Origin of the sequence: Butyrivibrio sp. INlla21, assembly GCF_900116875.1 — a bacterium.
Taxonomy (GTDB): Bacteria; Bacillota; Clostridia; order Lachnospirales; family Lachnospiraceae; genus Butyrivibrio.
This window is the reverse complement of sequence record NZ_FPCC01000004.1, coordinates 178,211-202,529: the sequence shown is the minus strand read 5'-3', so window position 1 is coordinate 202,529 and position 24,319 is coordinate 178,211. Positions and strand designations below refer to the sequence as shown.

Sequence of the window (24,319 nt, the reverse complement as noted above, 5' to 3'; positions counted from 1 at the left end):
AGTAATGATGGTAAGACAAAAAATTGCTAAGAGATCAATATCTTTATTTTTATCCATGTTGCTTGTCTCGGTATGCCTTTTGGGCTGCAATAAAGATGCCGCCGAGAATAAGAGTTCCGGAAGTACAGAGGAAGACAAGATACAGATCGGAATGAGCTTTGATTCTTTTGTTATAGAGAGATGGCAAAGAGACAGAGACGTATTTGTTTCCATGGCCAAGGAGCTTGGTGCGGAAGTTAATGTGCAGAACGCCAACGGTGATATTGAAGAGCAGAAGAAGCAGATAGATTATTTCATCAAAAAAGGAATGGATGCGATAGTTGTCGTATGTATTGATTCCGATTCGCTTCAGGATTCCGTTAAAAAAGCCAAGGATGCCGGAATTGTGGTGGTCGCATATGACAGGCTTATAAATAATGCGAATGTGGACCTCTATATTTCTTTTGACAATGAAAAAGTCGGAAACATGATGGGACAGGCGTTTGTTGACGCGGGACTAAACGACGGAAAGGTTATTATGATATGCGGTTCCCCTTCCGACAATAATGTTCCTCTTGTTGAAAAAGGCTTTAGAGATGTCATGAACGGCAGTAATAACGAGATTATTGATTGCATATATGCAGACGGCTGGAAAGCTGAGATAGCATATGAATATATGTCCGACAATACGGGTATAGTTAACGAAGCAGATGCAATAATGTGCGGCAATGACGATCTTGCGAGCAGAGTCGTGCACGCACTTGCCGAGAGAAGACTTGCGGGTCGAAAGCTCGTAGTAGGTCAGGACGCGGATCTTGAGGCTTGCCAGAGAATAGTGGAAGGTTCGCAGCTTATGACAGTTTATAAGCCGATCGAGAAGTTGGCGAAACAGGCCGCTGTCAGCACAATAGAGCTTGTTCAGACACATGAGCTATCGGATAACGATGTTGATATATCCGAGATAGATGACGGAAGTTTTATCGTTCCGTATCTTAAGATTGAGCCTCAGAGTGTAACGGAAGATAATATCAATGAAGTTATAATCAAGAACGGCTTCCATTCAAAAGAGGACGTATATCGCTTTGTCCCTGACAAAATGCCGCAATAACGCGAGATTAAAATCACACATAGCACAAAATTAATATATCCGACTATGACAGCAATATAATGCTAGCATAGTCGGATTTCTATATTTTTTGATAGTAAAAATTTACAGAACATCATAAATTATTCCTATTTTATTTATGATAGATTGTTATTTGTAAAGAGCAGATATGAATCTGCAAAAAACTATATTTCATAGGGAGGAAATAACAGTTATGAAGAAAAAGATCATTGGCGCACTTCTTTCAGTTGCTATGGTTACTTCAGCACTTGTAGGATGCGGCACAGCTGCAGCACCTGCAACAGAAGCACCCGCAGCAGAGGCACCTGCTGAGACAGCAGAGGAAGCTCCTGCAGCAGAAGCTGAGGCTCCTGCAGAGGCAGCTGCAGCCGGCGGAAAAGTTGGTGTATCAATGCCTACAAAGGATCTCCAGAGATGGAACCAGGACGGTGCTAACATGGAAGCACAGCTCAAGGACGCAGGCTATGAGGTTGATGTTCAGTACGCTTCTAACGACGTACCTACACAGGTTTCTCAGATCGAGAACATGATCAGCTCAGGCTGCCAGGTTCTTGTTATCGCTGCTATCGAAGGTGATTCACTCGGAACAGTTCTTCAGCAGGCTAAGGAAGCTAACATTCCTGTTATCGCTTACGATCGTCTGATCATGAACTCTGATGCTGTTACTTACTATGCTACATTCGACAACAAGCTTGTTGGAACAAAGCAGGGTCAGTACATCGAAGAGAAGCTTGATCTTAAGAACCAGGCTGGTCCTTTCAACCTTGAGATCGTAACAGGTGATCCCGGTGACAACAACGCTAGATTCTTCTATGGCGGTGCTATGGAAGTTCTTCAGCCCTACATCGATGAGGGTAAGCTCGTTGTTAAGTCAGGACAGATCGACTTCGATAAGGTTGCTACACAGGGATGGGCTACAGAGAATGCTCAGTCAAGAATGGATGCTATCATCTCAGCTAACTACGCTGACGGCACAAAGCTTGATGCAGTTCTTTGCTCAAATGACTCTACAGCACTTGGTGTAATCAACTCACTTAAGGCTAACTACACAGGTGAGTGGCCTATCGTTACAGGTCAGGATTGCGATAAGCCCAACGTTAAGCTTATGATCGAGGGCAAGCAGTCTATGTCAATCTTCAAGGATACTCGTGATCTTGCAGCTCAGACTGTAAAGATGGTTGATGCTATCATGAAGGGCGGCGAGGCTCCTGTAAATGATAAGGAAACATACGACAACGGTGTTGCAGTTATTCCTTCATACCTTTGCGAGCCTGTATTCGCTGATAAGGACAGCTATGAGAAGCTTCTTATCGAGTCCGGATACTACACAGAGGATGATCTTAAGTAATTGATTTAAACAAAACAATATAAACAGGGGGGGCGGGCCTTATAAGACCCGCCTCTTTATAGGAAAAAAATGACTAATCTTAATTTATTTAATAAGGAGGGGTAAACTTGGCGAAGATATTATTGGAAATGAAGAATATCACCAAAACCTTCCCCGGTGTGAAAGCCTTGGATAATGTAAATCTTCAGGTTGAAGAGGGCGAAATTCACGCGCTGGTAGGTGAAAATGGCGCTGGTAAATCTACACTGATGAACGTGCTTAGTGGAATTTATCCTTACGGATCCTATGAAGGTGATATCATATATGACTCCGAGGTTTGCAAATTCGAAGATATAAAGAACAGTGAAGAAAAAGGAATAGTTATCATTCATCAGGAACTTGCACTTATTCCTTATCTTACAATAGCTGAAAACATGTTCCTTGGTAATGAGAGAGGTAATTCTTTCAAGATCGATTGGAACGAAACAAACGCTTTAGCTCGTAAATATCTGGATATTGTCGGACTTAAGGACAGTACTCAGACACTGATTAAGGATATTGGTGTTGGTAAACAGCAGCTTGTTGAGATTGCGAAGGCTCTTTCAAAGAACGCAAGACTTCTTATTCTCGATGAGCCCACATCATCACTTAATGAGAGTGATTCTAAGGCACTTCTTGATCTTATGCTCAAGCTTAAGAAGGAACAGGGCCTTACATCTATCATCATTTCTCATAAGCTTAACGAGATTTCTTATGTTGCTGATAAGATCACGGTTATCCGTGACGGTTCAACTATTGAGACTCTTACAAAGGGTGTTGATGACATCTCTGAGGCTAGGATCATTAAGGGAATGGTTGGTCGTGAACTTTCAGACAGATTCCCCAAGAGAGAGTCTCATATCGGCGAAATAATGATGGAAGTTAAGGATTGGAATGTTTACCATCCTTTATATACTGATAAGAAGATAGTAAAGAATGTCAATCTTAACGTCAGAAAAGGTGAGGTACTCGGCATTTCCGGACTTATGGGTGCCGGAAGAACAGAACTTGCCATGAGTATTTTCGGAAGAAGCTACGGAGAGAATATTTCCGGTCAGCTCTTTATTAACGGCAAGGAAGTTCACCTTAAATCGGTTAAAGATGCCATTAAACATAAGCTTGCTTATGTTACTGAGGATCGTAAAGGAAACGGACTTATTCTTACCAATCCTATCAAGATAAATACAACACTTGCAAATCTTGAGGAAGTAAGTAATCGTTCCGTTATTGATAAGGATAAAGAATTCTCTGTTGCGGTTGAGTATAAGGACAAGCTTAAGACAAAATGTCCTACCGTAGAACAGAATGTAGGAAACCTTAGTGGTGGTAACCAGCAGAAGGTTCTTCTTGCAAAGTGGATGTTTGCTAATCCTGACATTCTTATCCTCGATGAGCCTACAAGAGGTATCGACGTAGGTGCTAAATATGAAATTTACTGTATTATCAACCAGCTCGTTGCGGAAGGTAAATCAGTTATCATGATTTCTTCTGAGCTTCCTGAAATTCTTGGCATGTGTGACAGAATATATGTTATGAATGAAGGCCAGATGGTAGGAGAGCTTGATGGTAAAGACGCTACTCAGGAAAAAATTATGACTTATATCTTGCAGTCATCCGGAAATAAGGAGGTTAAATAATGAGCGGACAGCAAATTCTTGGATTTTTAAAAAAATATACAATGATCTTTGTATTGATCATAGTAGTAGCATTCTTTTCATGGAGAACAGGCGGAGCGCTTCTTCTTCCCATGAACGTTAGTAACTTGATTTCACAGAACGCATACGTATTTATTCTTGCAACAGGTATGCTTCTTTGTATCTTGACCGGTGGTAACATCGATCTTTCGGTTGGATCGGTTGTATGTTTCGTTGGTGCCGTTGGTGCAACACTTATGGTTAACAAAGGTGTTCCCGTTTGGCTTACGATCATCATCATGATCTTGGTTGGTACAGCAATCGGTGCATTCCAGGGCTTCTGGATCGCGTTTGTAAGAATTCCTCCTTTCATCGTAACACTTGCAGGTATGCTTGCGTTCAGAGGACTTTCAAACGTAGTACTTAACGGTCTTACAGTATCAATTACCAATAAGACTACATTCGTTAACCTCTTCGGTGGCGGAGCTGATTGCTATATTCACGATGTTTTCGGAAACGGAACACTTAACCTTACATGTCTTCTCGGCGGTCTTGTAGCTGCTACAGTATTCGTACTTACACAGTTCGGATCACGTATTAAGAAAAAGACAAAGAACTATCAGGTTGAGGCACTTTGGATCTTTGTTGGTAAGCTTGTTGCAATTGTAGCAGTTATCATGGCATTTGCTTATAAGCTCGCTCAGCACAAGGGTATTCCTACAGTTCTTATCTGGGTTCTTGCAGTTATTATCGTATATGCTTACATCACAGGTAACACAACAATCGGTCGTCACTTCTATGCAGTAGGTGGCAACGAGAAGGCTACAAAGCTTTCAGGTATCAATACTGACAAGGTTTACTTCCTTGCTTACACAAACATGGGATTCCTTGCAGCACTTGCAGCTATGGTTACAATCGCAAGACTTACATCCGCTCAGCCTACATACGGTCAGAACTACGAGATGGATGCTATCGGTTCCTGCTTCATCGGTGGAGCATCTGCTTACGGCGGAATCGGAACAGTTCCCGGGGTTATTATCGGTGCGGTTCTTATGGGTGTTATTAACCTTGGTATGTCACTTATGGGTGTCGATGCCAACATGCAGAAGGTGGTTAAAGGTCTCGTTCTTCTTGCAGCCGTTATCTTTGACGTAGTTTCAAAGCGTGGCGGTAAGCTTTTCGCAAAGAACTGATTTTTTAGAGAAAAAGGTTAATCTTATAGGGGTATATGGTTACAATATGGGAGCGCCTGTTAACGCAGGCGCTCCTCTTTTTTTGTGTTATAATGGAACGAAAGAAATGAAAGTAGGATTTAATTATTATGAAATTTTCAGAGTTTCCTTATGAGCGTCTTGATATGGATAAGGTAAAAGCTTTCTTTGAAGAGCTTATCCGAGACAGCAAGAACGCCAAGAGCGGCGAGGAGCAGTTTGACCTCCACATGAAGTACTATAAGATGAGAGGAGAGATCTGGTCCAATTTCGTTATCGGTAGATTCCGTTATGATATCGATACCACAGATAAGTACTACGAAGAAGAAAAAGAGTACATTGATGAGATTTCCCCTATTGTTGCACAGCTTCAAAATGATTATCTCAAGGTGGTATATGAGTCACCATACAGAGCTTATCTTGAAGAAAAGATAAGTAAGGTTGCATTTAAGAACATGGAGCTTGCCAACAAGTCCATAAACGATAAGATACTTCCCCTTATGCAGGAGGAAAACGCACTTATCGCCAAGTATGACAAGATAATCGCATCCGCCAAGATTCCTTTTGACGGTGAGATCTACAATATTTCCCTTCTTTATAAGAAGATGACCGACAATGACAGAGACGTTAGAAAGAGAGCATGGAAGGCTCTTTCCGACTTCTTTTTATCGGTTACGGATGAGATCGATGATATATTCGATAAGCTTGTAAAAAATAGAACAGAGCAGGCTAAAGAACTTGGCTATGATTCTTATGTTGAGCTTGGCTACAATCGTATGAACAGAAATTCATACAGAAGAGCCGAGGTTGAGAATTTCAGAAAGCAGGTCAAAGAGTCTTTTGTTCCTTTTGTTACAGGTATGCAGGAAGAAAGAAGAAAGCTGATCGGCGTAGATGAGCTTAAATACTACGATGACGATATGTATTTTAAAAACGGAAATCCCGCACCGATCGGAACTCCCGAAGAGATACTTAAGTCCGGACAGGAGATGTATTCTGAGCTTTCACCCGAGACCAAAGAGTTTTTTGATTTTATGATGAAGAGCGAACTATTTGATGTACTCGGAAGAAAGACCAAGAAGCAGGGCGGATATATGGAGTTTATTCCAAAGTACAAGGCTCCCATTATTTTCGCCAATTTTAACGGAACAAGCGGCGATGTTGATGTTATCACACATGAATGCGGACACGCTTTCCAAGGTTATATCACGAGAGATGAAGAAATTCTTGAGAAAAACGATATTACCATGGAGACTGCTGAGATCCACTCTATGTCCATGGAGTACTTTACTTACGGCTGGATGGATAAGTTCTTTGGAGAAAGAGCGGGTGATTATCGCAAGATGCATATGGCTGATGCCATCACATTTATTCCGTACGGATGTATGGTTGATGAATTCCAGCATATCGTTTACGACAATCCGGATATGACGCCTCTTGATAGAAAGAACGCATGGAAAGAGTTGGAAAAGACCTACAGACCTTGGCTTGATTTCGATGGTGATCCGTTTTTTGACGGAGGTGGTTATTGGCAGAGACAGGGACATATTTTCTGGAATCCTTTTTATTACATTGATTATGTTCTTGCGAGCGTTGTCGCTATGCAGTTTAAAGTTTGGATGGATAAGGATTTCAAGGAGGCTTGGGAGCATTATCTTGAGCTTTGTAAGTTATCCGCCAAGGACTTCTATGAGAATGAGCTTGCTGCCGTAGGCTTAAAGAGCCCCTTTAAGGATGGCACAATAGCTGAGCTTTCTGATGAAATGAGCAGAAAGATTTTTAAATAAAACAGGGATAGGTAAAAGAAATGACTATAGAGAAAGTTTCGGAAGAAGACGTGTCGCAGCTTTTGTCAATTTATGCTCCTTATGTGGAGAAAACCGCGATCTCTTTTGAATATGAAATTCCTTCACTTGAGGAATTTAGAGGACGAATAAGAGATATTTCGTCAAAGTTTCCCTACATCAAGGCTGTCAGAGACGGAGAGATCGTAGGATACGCGTATGCGACTACTTTTAAGGGAAGAAAGGCGTATGATTGGTCCGTTGAAACGACCGTATATGTCAGAGAAGATTGTAAAAGAGGCGGCGTTGGAAGAAAGCTGTACGATGTCCTTGAAAAGTCATTAAAGGATATGGGCATTCTTAATGTAAATGCCTGCATTGCTTATCTTGACGGCGACAGAACGGATGACAATCTTACCAATGACAGCTGCAGATTTCATGAGAAGATGGGCTACAGGATAGTCGGCATTTTTCATGACAGCGGTTACAAATTCGGCAAATGGTATGACATGATATGGATGGAGAAGATGCTGGGAGAGCATAATGATAATCCCGGTGCCGTTAGGTTTGGAGAATGGGATATAGACTGATAAACGTAAGTGATCTTAATAGTGACGAATTAAAGATATATCATGAACTTTCCGAGAACCGGCTGAGTCGTATCTATGAGCCAAAGCTTGGACTGTTTATCGCAGAGACTGCCAAGGTTATAGAAAGAGCAATGGATGCGGGGTATGAACCTGCATCCATTCTTGTCTTAGATACGGAGCTTGATAAAGAGGCACGAGAGCTTCTTTCTCGATGTGAGAATGAGGAAAGATTTAAAGATACAGATATTCCGGTGTACGTTGCGGGTGAGGAAATTCTGGAATCCATCACGGGCTTTCATCTTACAAGAGGTCTTTTGTGTGCGATGAAAAGAAGGGAGCTTCCGTCCGTGGAGGAGATATGCAAGAATGCGAAGAGGATAGCAGTTCTTGAAAATGTGACCAATCCCACCAATGTCGGGGCGATAGTAAGAAACGCTGCGGCTCTTAACATGGATGCGATCCTTTTTACATCGGGCTGCGCCGATCCATTGTACAGAAGAGCTGCGAGAGTGGCAATGGGAACGATATTCGGCATTCCCTGGACCTATATTCCCAAGGATAAGCCTGTCAGTGATCTGAAAAATTATGGCTTTAAAACAGTGGCGTTGGCGCTCAGGGATGATACAACAGATCTTGGCGACGAAGAGCTGTACAACGAAGATAAGCTTGCAATTCTCCTTGGTTCTGAGGGTTATGGCCTCTTACCGGAAACTATACGGGATAGCGATTACTGCGTAAAGATACCTATGAGTCACAATGTTGACTCGCTGAATGTAGCGGCCTGCAGTGCAGTGGTTTTTTGGCAGTTTGGAAAAAGATGATTTATTAACTAAAAAATGATAAAATATTGATATATGCGGAGGTTAATCTATGGATTATATTACGAGATATAATGAATGGCTTACAAATCTTAAGGACGACGATCCGTTAAAGGCTGAGCTCCTTGGAATCAAGGGAGATGACAAGGAGATCGAGGACAGATTCTATCAGGATCTGTCGTTTGGTACTGCGGGACTTAGAGGAAAAGTGGGCGCAGGTACCAACAGAATGAATTTCCTTACAGTCGGCAAGGCTTCTCAGGGTGTTGCCGCATACATTGTATCAAAGGGCAAGGAAGCAATGGACAAGGGTATCGTGATAGCGCACGATCCCAGACATTTTTCAAAAGAATTTTCTATGTTTGCAGCAGGCATCTTTGCGGCGAACGGTATTAAAGTATATACATTTCCGGATCTTCGCCCGACACCTGAGCTTGCTTTCATGATAAGGAGGCTCGGAACAACATCGGGAATCAATATCACAGCTTCTCACAATCCAAAGGAATATAACGGCTATAAGGCATATTGGGACGACGGATGTCAGGTTTCATCCGATGTTGCTGACGGAATGACGGAAGAGATCAATAAAGTTGATATCTGGACGGGAATCAAGACATCTGATTTCGATGAGGGTGTGAAGTCCGGCATGATCACGGTTCTTTCCGCAGATTATGACAGAGAGTATCTTGATAAGATTGAGGGAATGGCTATTCACGAGGGCGATGAGCTCGACCTTAGTATTCCTCTTGTTTATACGCCTCTAAACGGCTGCGGTTCCATTCCTTTCAGACAGATGCTTACTGACAGAGGATTTACAAACTGGAAGATCGTTCCGGAGCAGGAAAATCCGGATCCCGATTTTACAACGGTAGGATATCCCAATCCCGAGGATCCCAAAGCATTTAAATTAAGCGAACAGTACGGAAGAGAGTTTGGGGCAGAACTTCTTATGGCTACCGATCCCGATGCGGACAGATTTGCTATTGAGATACGTGATGACAACGGCAACTATATTCCTCTTAACGGCAATCAGACGGGATATCTTCTTGTAAATTATGTTCTTGAGGGACACAAGTCCGCCGGAACATTACCCGAAAAAGGAGCAATGGTAAAGTCGATCGTTACATCGACTCTTTCAACTATAATGGCGAGCGCGTACGGCGTAGAGATGTTTGAGACCTTAACGGGCTTTAAAAATATCTGCGGTAAGATACCTTATCTTCATGAAAACGGCTACACATATCTCTTTGGATATGAGGAGTCTGTAGGATATGCTGTATGCGAGGATATCCGTGATAAGGACGGAATTTCTGCGGGTATGCTTGTTGCGGAAGCGGCTGCATATTACAGAAAGCAGGGAAAGACTCTTTGGGACGTTCTTCAGGAGATTTATGCAAAGTACGGCTTCTTTGCAGAGGATGAACCCAATATCGTACTTGAGGGTATTCCGGGAGCTCAGAGAATACAGCGTATGATGAAGTGGTTTAGAGAGAATATACCTTCAGAGGTTGCGGGGGCAAAGACTGAGAAGGTAATTGATTATATTAATGGCTATGAGGATATACCGCCTCAGAACGCTATCAGAATCTTCCTTGATAACGGTTCGTGGTTTGCGATAAGACCAAGCGGAACAGAGCCTAAGATCAAGTTTTATTTCTATTCAAACAGAAACTCAAGAGAGAATGCTCTTTTGACAAATAAACAGATAAAAGAAGAAATTTTCGGACTTATCAATTCTGTAGAGTAATTCATTTACATAGGGCTATTGTAGTTTTTATTCAGCATATTTTATGAGGGTAAAATGATGAAGAAAAATTATGAGAATTCGCTTAAGTTCCACATTATTCTGGTATGCATGTTGATCATTGTGTTCCTGTGTCTGGTGCTGAGTGTTGTCAGCTTCTATATTTTCAGGACCAGCATGATGGACATGTATACCAAGAGACTTGAGGATGTTGTCAATATTACGCTCGATAGGATCGATGCGGAGGATCTTGATAATTGTATCGAGACTAAGCAAAAGTCCGAGAAATTTGAAGAGATGACGGTGTTCCTTGAGCAGGAGCGAAAATGGTCGAGGCTTGATTATATCGTTCTTACCAAGGCTGTTAAGGTTGATGACAAGTATGATCTGATGCAGGTTGTGTCGGGACTTAGCGAAGGAGAAAAGACGGGAGCCGATCTTAATCCCGATATTCCGATACCCGACCTTGGCGATCTTATCGGACAGTTTTTTAAGCCCGACGATCTGCCGCGCCTTTATGAAGAACAAAATACACTTACAGAACCGATATATAAGATTGAGCACAGTGATTTCGGTGATGAGTACGGAGCAGAAGCAATCATAAGAACTTCTGACGGTAAGCCTGTTGCAATCCTTTCAACGGGTGTCACCCTTGCCGAAGTTGATCAGGCATTAAAAGAGTATGTCATGGTCATAGCTCTTTTTGCTCTTATTCTTGCCATAGTATTTGCCGCCATCATGGTATTCTGGCTGCAGAGAAGAGTTATCGATCCTCTTCAGAAAATCGAGAAGAGTGCTTCCGATTTTGCAAAGAGAAGCCATTTACAAAAGGATCCTTCAATGCTTGTGCTTGAAGATCCCGGAATTCACACGGGTGACGAGCTTGAGTCCTTGTCCGATACGATAGTCAGCATGTCAAAAGATATGCAGAACTATGTTGAAGAGATCATTGTTTCGGCAAATAAGATTGACAATATGGCACTTGAGATGACCAAGGTTAATGACTTTGCGCTCAGAGATGCCTTGACCGGAGTTAAGAACAAAGCGGCCTACGACAAGACCGAGGTACGACTTAATTCCGATATCATTACTCAGACCGCCAGGTTCGGCATGATAATGGTTGATATTAATTATCTTAAGCGAATCAACGATACCTTCGGACATGAGTGCGGAGATCTTTATATCAAGAATATGTGTAAGCTTATCTGCGATACATTCGAACATTCACCCGTTTTCCGTATCGGCGGAGATGAGTTCGTTGTTCTTCTTGAGAACAGAGATTTTGAGCACAGAGATATGCTTATAGCCAAGATGAAATCCAGAATGGAAGAGCTTCAAAACGACAAGGAGCTTCAACCTTGGGAGAGAATCTCCGCTGCGATCGGTGTTGCTATTTATGATGATAATATCGATGAGACGGCTTACTCCGTGCTTAAGAGAGCAGACCGTGAGATGTATGAGACCAAGAAACAGATGAAGGCTGTTCGTCAGAGATAGATCAAAAAATAATAAGTCATCGCCTGAGAGATGTGATAGAATGTCTTTCAGGCGATATTTTTGAAAGAGTCCGGGCGACTCTTTTATTTTATGAAAACGGAGAATTATTATGAAAGTAGTAGTAGCAGATATTGACAGCGTAGGCTCAGACATGGATTACAGCCTATATGACGATCTTGGAGAGGTGACATATTATCCCGATAAGATCACCGATGATAACGCGGCGGAAAGGCTTAAGGACGCGGAAGTACTTATGATAAATAAGAGTGCGATATCCGATGTGATCCTGGATGCTGCTCCCAATTTAAAGCTTATATGCGAGTTTGCGACGGGCTTTGACAATGCCAATATTGAGGCGTGCAACAGACATGGAGTAAAGGTTGCCAATGTAGTTAATTATTCAACGGCATCGGTAGCGCAGCATACATTTGCACTTCTTTTTTATCTTATGGAGAATTCAAGACATTATGATGAATTTGTAAAGAGCGGAGGATATGCCAATCAGTCTCATTTTTGCTGCCTGGATATTCCGTTTGAAGAGCTTGACGGAAAGACCTACGGAATCGTGGGAATGGGTAATATCGGAAGAAAGGTAGCTCAGATCGCTACGGCTTTCGGCGCCAATGTTATCTTTTACTCGGCTTCGGGAAACAGCACTTGTACCGAGTATGAGAGAGTTGAGTTTGACGAGCTTTTAAGTAGATGCGATGTGATCTCGATTCATTGTCCTCTTACAGAGAGGACCAGAGAGCTGTTTAATAAAGATGCGTTTGAAAAAATGAAGGAAACAGCGATACTTATAAACGTTGCCAGAGGAGCGGTCGTAAACGAAAAAGATCTCGCCGATGCTCTTAAAGAGGGTAAGATCAAGGCTGCAGGTCTTGATGTGCTTAATCCTGAACCTATGGCAAAGAATTCGCCCCTTCTTGATATTAAGGACAGTGGGAAGCTCTTTGTGACACCTCATATGGCATGGGGCAGCACCGAGGCCAGAAAGAGATGTCTATCGGAAGTAAAAAAGAATGTTCTTGCGTTTATGAACGGAGAATCAAGAAACATAGTAAATTAAAAAAGCGGTCGCGGCTATATTGTCATAGTCGCGACCGTTTCAATATTTTTTAGTTATCACTTGATTCTGTTTCGGCTTCATCGGGAGCAGCGGAACTTGCTTCCTCGGCGGAACCGGCTTCTTCGGATGAATTGTCGCCTGCCGGTGCGGTTTCCGTTGCAGCTTCCGTCTTACCGTTTACCGAACTGTCAAAAGACGAAACACTGGTTACGTTCCAGGAATCAGTTTCTGTATTCTTCTCAAGAGAAAGAACAATTGCATATGTCTCAGGCTTAGCTTCCGAGATTATCTTGTTATATGTATCAACTACAATCTGAATTCTCTTTTGATATAACTGTGCTTCGGCTTCTTCTTCACCAAGGTCTTCGTACATTTTGGAAATTTCTTCATCGTGTTCTGCGTGATATTTCTCAGCAGCTTCCTTGATCTTGGCGGTTGTCTCGTCGCTTCCGAAGATATTTACCGGAAACTCGGTATTTATCTTAACTATCGCATTAGCGGTATTTTTCTTATCTATACTTACTTTGGTTATTTCATAGCCGGTGACCATTCCGGAAATCTTGGAATATAGCTCATTAAGAAGGGTAGAAGTCTCGGAATCAAGTTCTTCTGTTTCGATCCCCTGCTTGAACTGTTCGATCAGATATTCAGAATCGAAGGTCTTTACGAATTCGCCGCTTGTAACTTCCTTGGTGGCGTACTGTTCGATATTATCATTGGTGCCGCTCTTTACAATATCAAGGAATGCGGTTACAGTCTCCTTGGCAGCCGTTCTTTCCTGTGATGCGCAGCCTAAGAGCGCAGTTGTACTGAGAGTTAATACGATGGCTAAAGAGCCGATTTTTTTACATATATTCATGAACGGAAGTCTCCTATATCTACTATAATTATTATTACGGATTAGTTAACACAGAAATTAGTATAGCATATATAAGCAAAAAGTCCAAAGAATATCGCAATTACAATTATTTAATGATAAAATAGTGATACCACGAATTGTAAGGAGGGTAACGCTATGAGAGTACTTTTTGGAGAAGGAGTAGTCAAAGAAGTAAGTTCGGTGGAAGTCAAACCCATGGATCTGGGCGACGGTACGATCAGCGGAACACAGGTTAATTTTGTGCTTACAAGCGGAGACAGGATTGAGTATATCTACAGCGTTAATGTTCCGATCGAAGAATCGGGAAGAAGGGCAATAGAATTTGTAAAAAAACTCTATGAAGACGGAAAAGCAGACTTTTCACATGAATCTGTGGAGATGTTGTAAAAAGCTCATAATAGACAAAAGAAGAGGTCCTATGCTCACGACGGCATAGGACCTTTAATTTACCAGATCTTCCATTGTATTCTCCATTCATTTATTATAAATGATCAATGTTTTCCAAGTTGACCCTGGTGTTTGAGCTCAATGAGCATATCAAAAACAATTCCCAATGGTAAACCGGTAACTCGAGCTACTTTCTCGGGATCGGGATAATATTCATTATCGAAATCCTTTCGGATGCAGTCCATTACTTCTGTTCTGATGTCGTATGTAGCTGTCATACACGTATTTCCTCCTTCCGTAAATAGTCAGATAATTACATGACCGTATTTATCTGTTATTTATAATTATATCGTATTTTTAATTAAAAAGTTAACCTTTTTGTGTCAATAATTATGAAAATTTTATAAACGGAATTACGATTAATATTTTGCATAAAAAAGTGGCATTGAGATCCGGTCCCAATGCCACATATTATTATGCTTCTTGATATCAGTTTGTCTGCATATCTCTTAGCTTATTTGCTTCCTGGAAGATATTGAGAAGTATCATCTTAAATGCTTCGAATTTCTCAACTGCCTGCTCGGAAGCCTGAGCACCTTCATTGGAAAGAGAAGCAACTTCTTCACTTGTTGCGGAGAGATTGGATATGCTGTCGTTGATCTCGGCCGTTGAGGCTGCGATAGCTTTCATGCCTTCAGCAATCTCGGCAAAGCGTGAGAGCATCTCGGTTACGTTTTCATTGATGCTGTTGAAGCTTTCTCCGACAGATTCGATCATTTCGTTCTGTTCGCTTACTGTATTTACGGTTTCGTCGATACTTGCGATAGCTTTATGTACTTCTTCATTGAGCTCTGCAATGATGCTTGTTATCTCTGTTGATGCAGTATTGGTCTCGGCAGCGAGTTCACGAACGTTGTTGGCAACAACGGCAAAGCCTTTTCCGGCTTCTCCGGCTCTTGCAGCCTCTATACTTGCATTAAGAGCAAGCAGATTGGTCTGCGTTGAAATAGACATGATGGAACCGACAATGTTCTGAACCGCTTCAACTTTGTTCATAACGGCCTGAGTAGCATCAACGGTTATCCTGCTGGCTTTTGATACATCCTCTGATTTAACCTTAAGATCTTTAATGACACGAACACCTTCCGTGATAGCATTCTGCGTGCTGTCGGAAGCGGCACTCATTTCAATTCTGTGCTTCTCGGTAGAATCCGTCTGCTCCTGAATCTGCTGAACCTTCTCGGCCTGCTTTGTAATAGACTGGGCGGTGCTCTCCATGCTGGTAGCGATATCCGTCATACCTGAGTGCTGTGTTTCTATAATGTCCTGAAGGCTCATAAGATCTTCCTGTGAAGAATTGAACAGATCCGTTATACTGTTGGCAATCTCTGCCATGCTGTTGCCCGTTGCGAGTGTTTTCTCTGCGTTGGAGCTGATGACGAGATTGTTTTCTCTGTTAAAGCTGGTTAGAAGGCCTACAACCGAAAGGCTTGCCACAAAAGCAAGAGCCAGGGTGATGAACACGGGAAGAAGATTAACATCAAGTCCGCCCGTTGAAATAAATGTCTTTATGACCAGAACGATGTAAGAAAAGCAGATTGCGGATATTCCGACTCTGCACAGTCTTACGTTAAGGTAGATGATGCTGCAGATAAGTATCGGAAGTCCGAACGCGAAGTATAATATGTTGTCTTCCGCGATAAGAAATACCAGATAAAATAGTGTTGCACCGCCCATGATAAGGATGGAACCTGCTTTTACAGTGCTGAATTTGTAATTTCCTACGATGATCATAACGGCGGAAACGACTGTTGAAAGTATGATAGCGATACGCCCGATACTCGGTCCGTTATGTGCAAAAGAAAAAACGGTAAGAAACAGTCCGCAAGCCAGAACTATCATACATACAATAAAGCTGCATTTGTTTGCTCTACGATATTGTTCAGCATTCATATTATTTGATTCCTTTCGCAAAAGAAAAATTTATTTAGATATATTCAATTATATATCTAAAATTTTATCACAATAAAAGTATTCAAACCAGCACCGGCACTGAATATTTTGTATCATTTCTTGTCTTCTTGATGCTTATTTATGGTATAATGAGCCACAGATACAATTCTTATGAATGGAGGACTCTGCAGTGCTTTCTGTAGTTATACCCGCATACAATGAAGAGGAAATGATCCCAAAGACCTCACAGACAATAGACAAGATATTGAAAGAAGCCGGAATAGAACACGAGCTTCTTTTTATAAACGACGGTTCCAAGGACAATACCTGGACTGTTATAGAAGATGAAGCAAGTAAGAATCCTCTCGTCAAGGGTGTATGCTTTTCCAGAAATTTCGGAAAAGAATCTGCTATCTTTGCGGGTCTGTATGAATCAAAAGGCGACTGCGCGGTTGTTATAGATTGCGATCTTCAGCATCCGCCGGAAAAGATCGTCGAGATGTACAGACTCTGGGAACAGGGCTATGAGATAGTGGAAGGCGTTAAGGCCAGTAGAGGCAAAGAGAGCGGACTGCACAGATTTGCAGCCAAGAGCTTTTACAATATCATGACCGATGCTGTGGGCTTTGACATGTCCAGAGCTTCAGATTTCAAGCTCCTCGACAGAAAGGCAGTCAATGTCCTTCTTAATATGAATGAGAAGAATGCGTTCTTTAGAGCTCTTTCTTCCTGGATCGGTTTTAAATCCACAGAAGTTGAATACGATGTAAGAGAGAGGGAAGCCGGCATTTCCAAGTGGAGCACCAGAGCTCTTATCAAATATGCCGTGACCAATATTTCTTCGTTTACATCAGCTCCGCTTCAGATCGTGACATTACTTGGTGTTCTTGTATTCGGACTTGGGCTGTATTCAATAATAGAGGCTTTGATCAGATATTTTATGGGAACTGCCAAGGAAGGATTTACGACAGTTATCATCCTTCAGTGTCTGACAAGCTCAGCTATCATGCTCGGACTGGGCATCATAGGCTTTTATATTTCCAAGATATACGAGGAAGTAAAGGGCAGACCTAAGTTTATAATTGATAGAACCACGTACGAAAAATAACGAAATAATATAAAAAATCTTGGTTAAATCGCAATAATGGGTTAAAATATTAATGAGTGGTAATTTATCTTGTGTAAACGAGAAAGGAGAAATTAATGCTTGCAACGTTGATTCCTTTGTTTGACGAGAAAATGTCAGTATGTGCTTATTCTGTTTTTGCTCGAAAGGAAAACCACTTTTTAAACCCCGAAATGGAGGGTGGAGCGAGATTTGACGGTGCCGGTACGGTTCATGAGCTTGAAGTAGTAAGCAGTATGGGCGTAGGCACTCTTTCAGGCGGAAAAGAAGTATTTGTTCCGATAAATCAGTTTTCGTTATTTGCAGAGATTTCACTTCAGTGTACGGTTCCCGCAAATAAGGTTGTCCTTTTGATGGATAACTCCATTTTACCCGAAGAGAATTATATCAAGAGAGTAAAAGAGCTTAAGCAACAAGGTTACAAGCTTGCGATAAGGAAGCTTCCGATATCTTGCTTTGAGCCCTACAAACAGATCTTGAATCTGTGTGACTATATTTTCCTTAATCACGCCAAGATCGATATATCCAAAGCTAAGATCTATTTCAGTAATGTATATCCCAATATTAAACTTTGCGCTGTCAATGTGGATTCTCAGGAAGATTATGAGATGCTCACGAAGGACGGCGGATACGACATTTATGAAGGAAGTTTTTTCAGAATGCCGATCACGCATTCGGAGAAGCAGGTCAATCCTTTGAAGGTAAACTATATAGAGCTTCTTAACGTTGTAAATGCACCGGATTATGATCTTACCGATGCGGCTGATGTTATCGGAAAAGACCCGGCGCTTGTTATCTCACTTCTTGAGATAGTAAACAGAATGGCTCTTAATTCCGAGATCACATCGATAAGACATGCGGCTGCGATGCTCGGTCAGAAAGAACTTAAAAGGTGGATCAACACGGCAGTTACGAAAGAACTGTGTTCGGACAAGCCTTCTGAGATCACAAGGCTTGTAATGATAAGAGCCAAATTTGCCGAGAACCTCGCGGAAGTATTTGAGATGGCAATGCAGGCTCCTGAGCTGTTCCTTATGGGACTTTTCTCAGCACTCGATATCATGCTTGAGAAGACCATGGAGGAAGCGCTTGATATGGTAGTTGTATCCAAGAACGTCAGAAGTGCTCTTCTTGAGGGAAAGGGAGAGTTTGCACCCGTTCTTGAATTTATCAAGAAATATGAGGATGCGGATTGGACAGAAGTTTCAAGACTTATGGTTCTTGGAAACATGGATATGAAAAAAGTTTATGAAGCATATCTTTCGGCACTGAGATGGTACAGGGATCTTATTCCCGTATGACGAAGGAAACGCGACGTGGGGTAGCGTTATGTTTAGTGATCAGACATTCGGTGTAATTGCTTACAACCTGTCGGCACTTATTGTCAGTGTTACTTGCATCATTTACAAGCTGATAATTCCCAGCAGGCTCAAATTCAGAAACAGATTATTTAATTCGCTTATTATTATTCTCGCCATAGATGCTTTTTCCGCTATCTATGGCGAAATTATACGCGGTTACGATATGGCACGCGAGACTGCGCTTTTTCTTCGCAATCTAAACGAGATGCTCTACTTCTCAAGCCACTTTGCCATCGCTCCGATCATCGCAAGATACACCATGCTCAAATGCGGTGTGGAGCACAAGATAAGAGGCTGGAGAGTGGTCGCCGTCCATTTACCTTTTTTGATCTCGGAATTCATGATTCTTTCCAATCCATGGTTCCATCTTATCTATACCATCGACGACAATCTAGTATATTCAAGAGAATGGGGCGTCTATGTTGTTTACATCATAGGTGGTCTGTATTTCATATTGTCTGCCGTATTTATCTATTTATATTGGGATCTGTTAAAGAGACTGGAGCAGATCGCGGTAATCTTTTTTTACATCCTCGTTCTTATCGGAACCCTTATACAGATGGTCTTTCCCAATATAAGCTGTGAGTTGTTGTGTGAGGCAATAGGTGCAATGGGAATGATGGTCGTCCTTGAAAACGATGATGACAGAAGGGATTATACGACCAAGGCATATAACAGGAATGCTCTTATTAATGACATGATGATCTATTTCAAATATAAGAGGCCTTTTGATGTCATATTCATAGACATACTCAATGAGGAAATACTAAGAAGACTGCTTACTTACGCGGATTATGAAAAGATACTTACAGAGGTCGTTAAGTTCCTTAAATCCTTGAGTGAAAAGTATGACGTATACAGAGTCGGCGTAAACAGCTTCTTTGTGGTCTGTCCTGAGATCTCGGAAAAAAGAGCCGAGAAAACGGCCGAAGAAATATACGGAAGATTTAAAGAATTTTGGACCTACGGAGGCAGGATAGCTACGCTTAATGCGAAAGTCGTTCAGGCCGGAACCGAAGACGGAATAGGTGATATCGATAAGCTCTTTAAGGTACACGGAAGCGGTAAAAACGTCGAAAAAGACGGCCCGATCTTTTATGATGAGCTATAGATCTTTTTCTTAGAATAAAAAGGGAAAAAATATGCTTGAGGGAAATTTACAGGGAAGCCTTAATTTTGTAATAGCTTCTCTGGCAGTCAGTTTAACAAGTATTTTATGCATGGTTGTTATCAGGAAGAAAAAGAATGCTAGGAACCGTCTTCTTATTGCGCTTCTTTTTATAGTATTTTTGGATTCGATAACGGGAATAGTATCAACTATTTCTTACATTTCTTCCGCGCCGTATTTTATCAGGATAACTCTGTGCTATTTTCCCAAATATATTTATTATTCAACGCATTTTCTTATGATGCCGATCTTTTACTGTTACATTATAAGAGTTTGCGGCATTCATCATTTGTTTACCGGAAAGCTTTATTTGATAATCGGCATACCTGTGGCTATCCTTGAGCTTCTTGTATTTTCCAATCCGTTTACAAAGCTTACCTTTTATGCAAATTCCGATCTTATTTTTCACAGAGGAATAGCTGTTTATATAGCATACGTGATCAGTGCGCTCTATTTTATTTTGTGTATCGTTACGCTTGTGATGTATTGGACCAATATAGATAAACTTAAAAAGATAGCACTTGTCTATTTCCTTGCACTCGCCATTGTGGGAATCGTTGTTCAGATGCTGTTCCCTGCATTTAACTGCGAGCTTTTGTGTGAAGCAGTGGGACTGATGGGAATAATGATCATTCTGGAAAAAGACGATGACAGGGCGGATTCCATCACGGGTCTTTATAACAGGAATGCACTTATGACCGACCTTGATAAGAATATCTTATTGAAAAAAGAATTCCATGTTATCTGCATTCGAATCGAAAATGTCGAGCTCTATCAGACTATCGTAGGATACGACTGTTTTGAGCTTGTTAAGCATGAGATCGCCAAGTATCTGTTTGTTGCCGCCGATAAATTCGATGTTTATACCGATGAGATTTCCTGTTTCTACATCATCTGTCCCAAGGAGCATGAAAAGGAAGTCAAGAAGCTGATATTTGATATAAAGACAAGGTTCGATAAGAGCTTTAAGGTAAAGAAACAGGAGATATATGTGAATCCCGTTATCCTTTGCGTAAGCTCACCGGATATGTTTAAGAGCACAGAGGACATCTTGCTTCTTGGCGAATCTTCCATCAGTGACAATGACTACGGAAACGTCTACATGTGGCATGATCTTGATGAAGTTCAGAGAAGGATTGATATTGAAAAAGCAATCGTAAGAGGCATCAACACCAGACACTTTAAGGTAAAATACAAACCCATTTTTTCCAAGGAGGGTAGAAAGCTTAAGGGTGCGGAAGCACTGATCGCTCTTGAGGATACCGATATAGGTGAGGTTTCTTTTGAAGAGCTTATAAGTGTTGCGGAGAAATATAATCTGGAAGAAGTTATGCAAAAGATGATGATCGAGGACATCTTTGATTTCCTTGACGGCGAGTTTGAAGAGGCTGTATCAGGCTCTTTTGACCTGATGCTTATTCATGCGCTATCACAGAAAGTCCTCAATGAAGATATGACTAATGCAATTACAAGGCTTGTTGCGAAGTACAATATCGATGTTACGGGTGTCGCTGTCGACATAAGTCAGAATATTGTCGATGCCTATGCAGAGAAGGCTCTTTATGCCCAAAAAGAGCTTAAAAAGAGTGATATTCGAGTATTCCTCGGAGACTACAGGATAAGCTATCTCGATGACAAGGATGATAACATTCCGGGATTCGACGGAGTTATCCTTAACATGAAATCTTTTATTGAAAAGATGGGAATGTCGCAAGGCCGCATCACTCTCGGAAAGAAAGCACAGATGATAAAAGAGCTCGGGAAAAAGGTTCTTATTACGGGAGTAGAATCTTTGGAATACTATGATATGATAGAGGATATTTATGCTGATTATATTTTTGGCAGTTATCTGTCTGTTCCGCTTTCCAAGGAGCAATTTGTCGAGCTGCTTAAAAAGGAATGATCAGCTTTGGGGTAAGGAACTTAGTGTATGAAAAAGTGGGGTATTGCAGCTTTAGTTGTTATTTTGATCGCTGCGCTTGTCATATATATTGATTGGAGAGGAAGAAGCTATGAGGTTGAGGAGGGCGATAAGCTTGTTGTCGTTTCGCCGCATCCCATAGAGTTTATGATTCCTCTTATTCAGGAATTTGAAAACGAGACGGACATTTCCGTGGATCTTAAAAGTATGGGAACGTCCGCAGCGATAGACAGCATAGTTAATGATGAAAATGTTGATATTATGTGGGGCGGATCTCTTCTTTCGGTCGGCCCTTACTTAGATAATTTCTATTCTTATGAAACTCCCAACAAAAAAGATTTTATGTATGCGTTTACCAATGAGGCAGGCACGGTAACATGTTTTTCCGATGTGCCGAGTGTTCTTATGGTCAACACCGATCTTATAGGCGATATCAGTATATTGGGATATAAGGATCTTTTGAATCCGGCGCTTAAAGGAAAAATAGCGTTTGCAGATCCCGGAAGATCATCGTCTTCTTTTGAGCACCTTGTAAATATGCTCTATGCGATGGGTGACGGAGAGCCGGAAAACGGATGGGATTATGTGAAAAGCTTTATTTCGCAGCTTGACGGTAATCTTCTTGAGAGTTCTTCTGTCGTTTATCAGGGTGTTGCCAACGGTAAGTATGCGGTGGGCCTTACTTTTGAAGAGGCTGCAGTTACCATGCTTAAAAGCGATAAGCATGTAAGTATTGTTTATATGAATGAGGGAGTTGTAATGACTCCCGATGGAATCTATATTTCCAAGAATTCCAAAAGACTTGAAAATGCCAAAAAGTTTGCGGACTTTATGACATCCAAGGATGCGCAGCAGTATATGGCAAGCGACCTCGGAAGAAGGTCTGTGAGAAGAGACGTTGAATCATCGATCCTTGTTGTTCCGAGGTATAAGATAAACAATCTTCCCGTAGACAGAAATAAAGTTATTGAAAGTAAAGATACGTGGATAGAAGAATTTAACAGGATCCGGAAGGAGGACGACAATGGCTAAAGAAGTGCGCTCCTTTCAGGAAAACATAAGAAGAACCTTCATAAGATTTTCTATCGTTCCCGTCGCTGCGATCGTTATGGCTGCGCTGATACTGTTTGTCTTTTCCTGGCTTACCTTTATGGCATCATCAAATGAACAGGAAAACAAAGCGGCAAGCGAAGAGATTGCGGGTAAGCTTGATGTGTATTGCAGCATGGTTGATAAGGTCGCTTCCGAGATCAAAAAAGAAGACTATGATGTATCGGGGAACGATGTTTTCAGAATATTGTACGAGTGTACATCAGAGTATGGTGACATCGGAAATCTACTTATAATGTCGCCTTCGATGGAAGCTCTTTTTTCAAGTAAGGATCATGTACCGTCATTTCTGACGCAGTCCGAGTATTCGAACTGGGGAATCTGGAATGTGATAACTACATATAAAGGACAGACTAAGGTTACTTTGTACAGCGGTAATCTCTGCGTTTCAAAAGGTATTTATGAAGGCGGCAGATTGCAGGCTGCGGTTGTGTACATTATTCCGAAAGAAGTAATGTCATCCGTTATAAGTAATCAGAACAGATACGTTATCATCACAGACAAGCACGGATGGGTCTATACGGCAAATACCAGAGGACTTCAGGATGAGTTTGGACAGATAGACAATACGATAAGCTCCGAAGTCGGCTTTGTTAAGCTTGACGGCAATCTCTATTATTCGTACAGAACTGAGCTTAAAAAGGGACTTATAGTCTATACCGTAAACGACGTCAACAGAAGCGTACATTTGATATGGGCGATAATTGCCATTATCACTGTGATCTTCCTTGCAATCGCGCTTATCACTGTAAAGAGCACGGCCATAAGCTCTGTAAGATACACGAAAGATATCAAAAAAATCGAAGATGCTTTTGAAGAGGTCAAAAAAGGTAAGCTAGATGTCAATCTTGATATTCACAGCAGCAAGGAATTTCAGACAATCGGCGATGACTTTAACGAGATGCTGGAAGGACTTAAGGAGCAGATAGGAAGGAATAAAGAGCTTGCGGAGAATGTTGCTTTTTCGCAGGTTAAGCAGCTTGAGAGCCAGTTTAATCCGCACTTTATTTTTAATACGCTTGATAATATAAGGTTTATGGCAAGAATAGATGCGGCCGCAGCGGATAAGATGATAGTATCGTTATCAGGGCTTTTGCGCTACAGTATCAAAGAAGTAAGAGAAGAGGTAACGGTAAAAGAGGACCTTGATCATTTGCAGTATTACCTGAATATCCTGCAGATCAGATTTAATAAGCGTTTTGCGTATTCGATAGAGGTTCAGGATGATATTATGGATTGCCTGATCCCTAAGCTTCTTATACAGCCTCTTTTGGAGAATGCCGTTAAATACGGTTTTAACGGCCAGGAGAAATTGACGGTAAGTATCAGAGGTTACCAGATGCAGGAGAAGCTGATATTTATCTGTGAGGATGACGGCGCGGGAATTGATGAGGAGCTTCTTGAGGAGATCAGGAACAATCTTAAGGCAGAAAACAATACATCATCCCACTACGGTATTTACAACATTCATCGAAGGATCGGCCTTATGTATAACGGTGATTTCGGGCTTGATATTTCGAGTAAAAAGAATGAGGGAACGCTTGTAAGGATAACTGTTCCCAAGCGCGTAGGCGAGGAGAAGATTATTTGATTGA

General features: G+C 41.5%; 20 protein-coding genes. 17 read left to right on the top strand and 3 right to left on the bottom strand.

Translation table 11 applies throughout. The features are described 5' to 3' along the window. The first annotated feature begins 4 nt into the window (after window positions 1-4). From BM377_RS03520 to BM377_RS03475, 10 genes are all read left to right on the top strand, one after another. Window positions 5-1,087: a sugar ABC transporter substrate-binding protein gene (locus tag BM377_RS03520; protein ID WP_242948080.1), complete on the top strand. Its 1,083-nt coding sequence runs from the start codon at window positions 5-7 to the stop codon at window positions 1,085-1,087. A 211-nt stretch (window positions 1,088-1,298) separates the two neighbouring features. After that, window positions 1,299-2,453 (top strand): multiple monosaccharide ABC transporter substrate-binding protein, encoded by a 1,155-nt coding sequence (gene chvE / locus BM377_RS03515; RefSeq protein WP_092243783.1) that lies wholly within the window; start codon window positions 1,299-1,301, stop codon window positions 2,451-2,453. Between the two features lie 107 nt (window positions 2,454-2,560). Continuing rightward, complete coding sequence (mmsA, locus tag BM377_RS03510; protein WP_092243781.1) at window positions 2,561-4,108, top strand: multiple monosaccharide ABC transporter ATP-binding protein; 1,548 nt, start codon at window positions 2,561-2,563, stop codon at window positions 4,106-4,108. Continuing rightward, a complete protein-coding gene (gene mmsB, locus BM377_RS03505) occupies window positions 4,108-5,298 on the top strand; it encodes a multiple monosaccharide ABC transporter permease (protein WP_092243777.1) in 1,191 nt (396 codons plus the stop codon). Before mmsA ends, mmsB begins: the two co-directional genes overlap by 1 nt. 128 nt (window positions 5,299-5,426) lie before the next feature. Continuing rightward, on the top strand, window positions 5,427-7,103 hold the full coding sequence (locus BM377_RS03500; protein ID WP_092243773.1) for a M3 family oligoendopeptidase: 1,677 nt from the start codon (window positions 5,427-5,429) through the stop codon (window positions 7,101-7,103). 20 nt (window positions 7,104-7,123) lie between these two features. Then, window positions 7,124-7,690: a GNAT family N-acetyltransferase gene (locus BM377_RS03495; protein ID WP_092243770.1), complete on the top strand. Its 567-nt coding sequence runs from the start codon at window positions 7,124-7,126 to the stop codon at window positions 7,688-7,690. Continuing rightward, a complete protein-coding gene (locus BM377_RS03490; protein ID WP_092243767.1) occupies window positions 7,675-8,511 on the top strand; it encodes a TrmH family RNA methyltransferase in 837 nt (278 codons plus the stop codon). The genes BM377_RS03495 and BM377_RS03490 overlap by 16 nt, the downstream gene beginning before the upstream one ends. 49 nt (window positions 8,512-8,560) lie before the next feature. After that, on the top strand, window positions 8,561-10,255 hold the full coding sequence (locus BM377_RS03485) for a phospho-sugar mutase (RefSeq protein ID WP_092243764.1): 1,695 nt from the start codon (window positions 8,561-8,563) through the stop codon (window positions 10,253-10,255). A gap of 54 nt (window positions 10,256-10,309) precedes the next feature. Further along, window positions 10,310-11,749, top strand: a complete 1,440-nt coding sequence (locus tag BM377_RS03480) for a GGDEF domain-containing protein (protein ID WP_092243761.1) — start codon at window positions 10,310-10,312, stop codon at window positions 11,747-11,749. Between the two features lie 109 nt (window positions 11,750-11,858). Beyond that, the gene (locus BM377_RS03475; protein WP_092243758.1) at window positions 11,859-12,818 is read left to right on the top strand and encodes an NAD(P)-dependent oxidoreductase; all 960 of its coding nucleotides are present in this window, start codon (window positions 11,859-11,861) and stop codon (window positions 12,816-12,818) included. A gap of 49 nt (window positions 12,819-12,867) precedes the next feature. Here BM377_RS03475 and BM377_RS03470 read toward each other — a convergent pair whose 3' ends face one another. Further along, window positions 12,868-13,677 (bottom strand): hypothetical protein, encoded by an 810-nt coding sequence (locus BM377_RS03470; RefSeq protein WP_092243755.1) that lies wholly within the window; start codon window positions 13,675-13,677, stop codon window positions 12,868-12,870. 156 nt (window positions 13,678-13,833) lie between these two features. Here BM377_RS03470 and BM377_RS03465 point away from each other — a divergent pair, with 156 nt between their 5' ends. Then, entirely contained in the window at window positions 13,834-14,085 is a 252-nt protein-coding gene (locus tag BM377_RS03465; protein ID WP_092243752.1) for a hypothetical protein, read from the top strand. A 104-nt stretch (window positions 14,086-14,189) separates the two neighbouring features. Here the strand turns inward: BM377_RS03465 and BM377_RS16270 are convergent, their stop codons facing one another. Both BM377_RS16270 and BM377_RS03460 read right to left on the bottom strand, forming a co-directional pair. After that, the gene (locus tag BM377_RS16270; RefSeq protein ID WP_158588790.1) at window positions 14,190-14,363 is read right to left on the bottom strand and encodes a hypothetical protein; all 174 of its coding nucleotides are present in this window, start codon (window positions 14,361-14,363) and stop codon (window positions 14,190-14,192) included. 211 nt (window positions 14,364-14,574) lie between these two features. Beyond that, window positions 14,575-16,038 (bottom strand): methyl-accepting chemotaxis protein, encoded by a 1,464-nt coding sequence (locus BM377_RS03460; protein ID WP_092243749.1) that lies wholly within the window; start codon window positions 16,036-16,038, stop codon window positions 14,575-14,577. Window positions 16,039-16,228: 190 nt separating this feature from the next. On the opposite strand from BM377_RS03460, the gene BM377_RS03455 reads away from it, so the two are divergent. The 6 genes from BM377_RS03455 (at window position 16,229) to BM377_RS03430 (ending at window position 24,315) form a co-directional block, all read left to right on the top strand. After that, window positions 16,229-17,146: a glycosyltransferase family 2 protein gene (locus BM377_RS03455; protein ID WP_330392938.1), complete on the top strand. Its 918-nt coding sequence runs from the start codon at window positions 16,229-16,231 to the stop codon at window positions 17,144-17,146. 95 nt (window positions 17,147-17,241) lie between these two features. Then, on the top strand, window positions 17,242-18,465 hold the full coding sequence (locus tag BM377_RS03450) for an EAL and HDOD domain-containing protein (protein ID WP_092243743.1): 1,224 nt from the start codon (window positions 17,242-17,244) through the stop codon (window positions 18,463-18,465). A gap of 28 nt (window positions 18,466-18,493) precedes the next feature. Further along, window positions 18,494-19,636 carry a nucleotidyl cyclase domain-containing protein gene (locus BM377_RS03445; protein WP_092243739.1) on the top strand — a complete coding sequence of 381 codons (1,143 nt, stop codon included), beginning with the start codon at window positions 18,494-18,496 and terminating at the stop codon, window positions 19,634-19,636. A 31-nt stretch (window positions 19,637-19,667) separates the two neighbouring features. Beyond that, entirely contained in the window at window positions 19,668-21,596 is a 1,929-nt protein-coding gene (locus BM377_RS03440; RefSeq protein WP_092243736.1) for an EAL domain-containing protein, read from the top strand. A gap of 27 nt (window positions 21,597-21,623) precedes the next feature. Next, window positions 21,624-22,646, top strand: a complete 1,023-nt coding sequence (locus BM377_RS03435; protein ID WP_092243733.1) for an extracellular solute-binding protein — start codon at window positions 21,624-21,626, stop codon at window positions 22,644-22,646. Continuing rightward, the gene (locus BM377_RS03430) at window positions 22,639-24,315 is read left to right on the top strand and encodes a sensor histidine kinase (protein ID WP_092243730.1); all 1,677 of its coding nucleotides are present in this window, start codon (window positions 22,639-22,641) and stop codon (window positions 24,313-24,315) included. The genes BM377_RS03435 and BM377_RS03430 overlap by 8 nt, the downstream gene beginning before the upstream one ends. Window positions 24,316-24,319: the final 4 nt, after the last annotated feature.

What these genes read in the sequence shown, in the direction of transcription:
- BM377_RS03520 (WP_242948080.1), top strand. Translation starts at nt 5, where the DNA reads ATGATGGTAAGACAAAAAATTGCTAAGAGATCAATATCTTTATTTTTA.
- chvE (WP_092243783.1), top strand. Translation starts at nt 1,299, where the DNA reads ATGAAGAAAAAGATCATTGGCGCACTTCTTTCAGTTGCTATGGTTACT.
- mmsB (WP_092243777.1), top strand. Translation starts at nt 4,108, where the DNA reads ATGAGCGGACAGCAAATTCTTGGATTTTTAAAAAAATATACAATGATC.
- BM377_RS03500 (WP_092243773.1), top strand. Translation starts at nt 5,427, where the DNA reads ATGAAATTTTCAGAGTTTCCTTATGAGCGTCTTGATATGGATAAGGTA.
- BM377_RS03495 (WP_092243770.1), top strand. Translation starts at nt 7,124, where the DNA reads ATGACTATAGAGAAAGTTTCGGAAGAAGACGTGTCGCAGCTTTTGTCA.
- BM377_RS03490 (WP_092243767.1), top strand. Translation starts at nt 7,675, where the DNA reads ATGGGATATAGACTGATAAACGTAAGTGATCTTAATAGTGACGAATTA.
- BM377_RS03485 (WP_092243764.1), top strand. Translation starts at nt 8,561, where the DNA reads ATGGATTATATTACGAGATATAATGAATGGCTTACAAATCTTAAGGAC.
- BM377_RS03480 (WP_092243761.1), top strand. Translation starts at nt 10,310, where the DNA reads ATGATGAAGAAAAATTATGAGAATTCGCTTAAGTTCCACATTATTCTG.
- BM377_RS03475 (WP_092243758.1), top strand. Translation starts at nt 11,859, where the DNA reads ATGAAAGTAGTAGTAGCAGATATTGACAGCGTAGGCTCAGACATGGAT.
- BM377_RS03470 (WP_092243755.1), bottom strand. Translation starts at nt 13,677, where the DNA reads ATGAATATATGTAAAAAAATCGGCTCTTTAGCCATCGTATTAACTCTC.
- BM377_RS03465 (WP_092243752.1), top strand. Translation starts at nt 13,834, where the DNA reads ATGAGAGTACTTTTTGGAGAAGGAGTAGTCAAAGAAGTAAGTTCGGTG.
- BM377_RS16270 (WP_158588790.1), bottom strand. Translation starts at nt 14,363, where the DNA reads ATGACAGCTACATACGACATCAGAACAGAAGTAATGGACTGCATCCGA.
- BM377_RS03460 (WP_092243749.1), bottom strand. Translation starts at nt 16,038, where the DNA reads ATGAATGCTGAACAATATCGTAGAGCAAACAAATGCAGCTTTATTGTA.
- BM377_RS03450 (WP_092243743.1), top strand. Translation starts at nt 17,242, where the DNA reads ATGCTTGCAACGTTGATTCCTTTGTTTGACGAGAAAATGTCAGTATGT.
- BM377_RS03445 (WP_092243739.1), top strand. Translation starts at nt 18,494, where the DNA reads ATGTTTAGTGATCAGACATTCGGTGTAATTGCTTACAACCTGTCGGCA.
- BM377_RS03440 (WP_092243736.1), top strand. Translation starts at nt 19,668, where the DNA reads ATGCTTGAGGGAAATTTACAGGGAAGCCTTAATTTTGTAATAGCTTCT.
- BM377_RS03435 (WP_092243733.1), top strand. Translation starts at nt 21,624, where the DNA reads ATGAAAAAGTGGGGTATTGCAGCTTTAGTTGTTATTTTGATCGCTGCG.
- BM377_RS03430 (WP_092243730.1), top strand. Translation starts at nt 22,639, where the DNA reads ATGGCTAAAGAAGTGCGCTCCTTTCAGGAAAACATAAGAAGAACCTTC.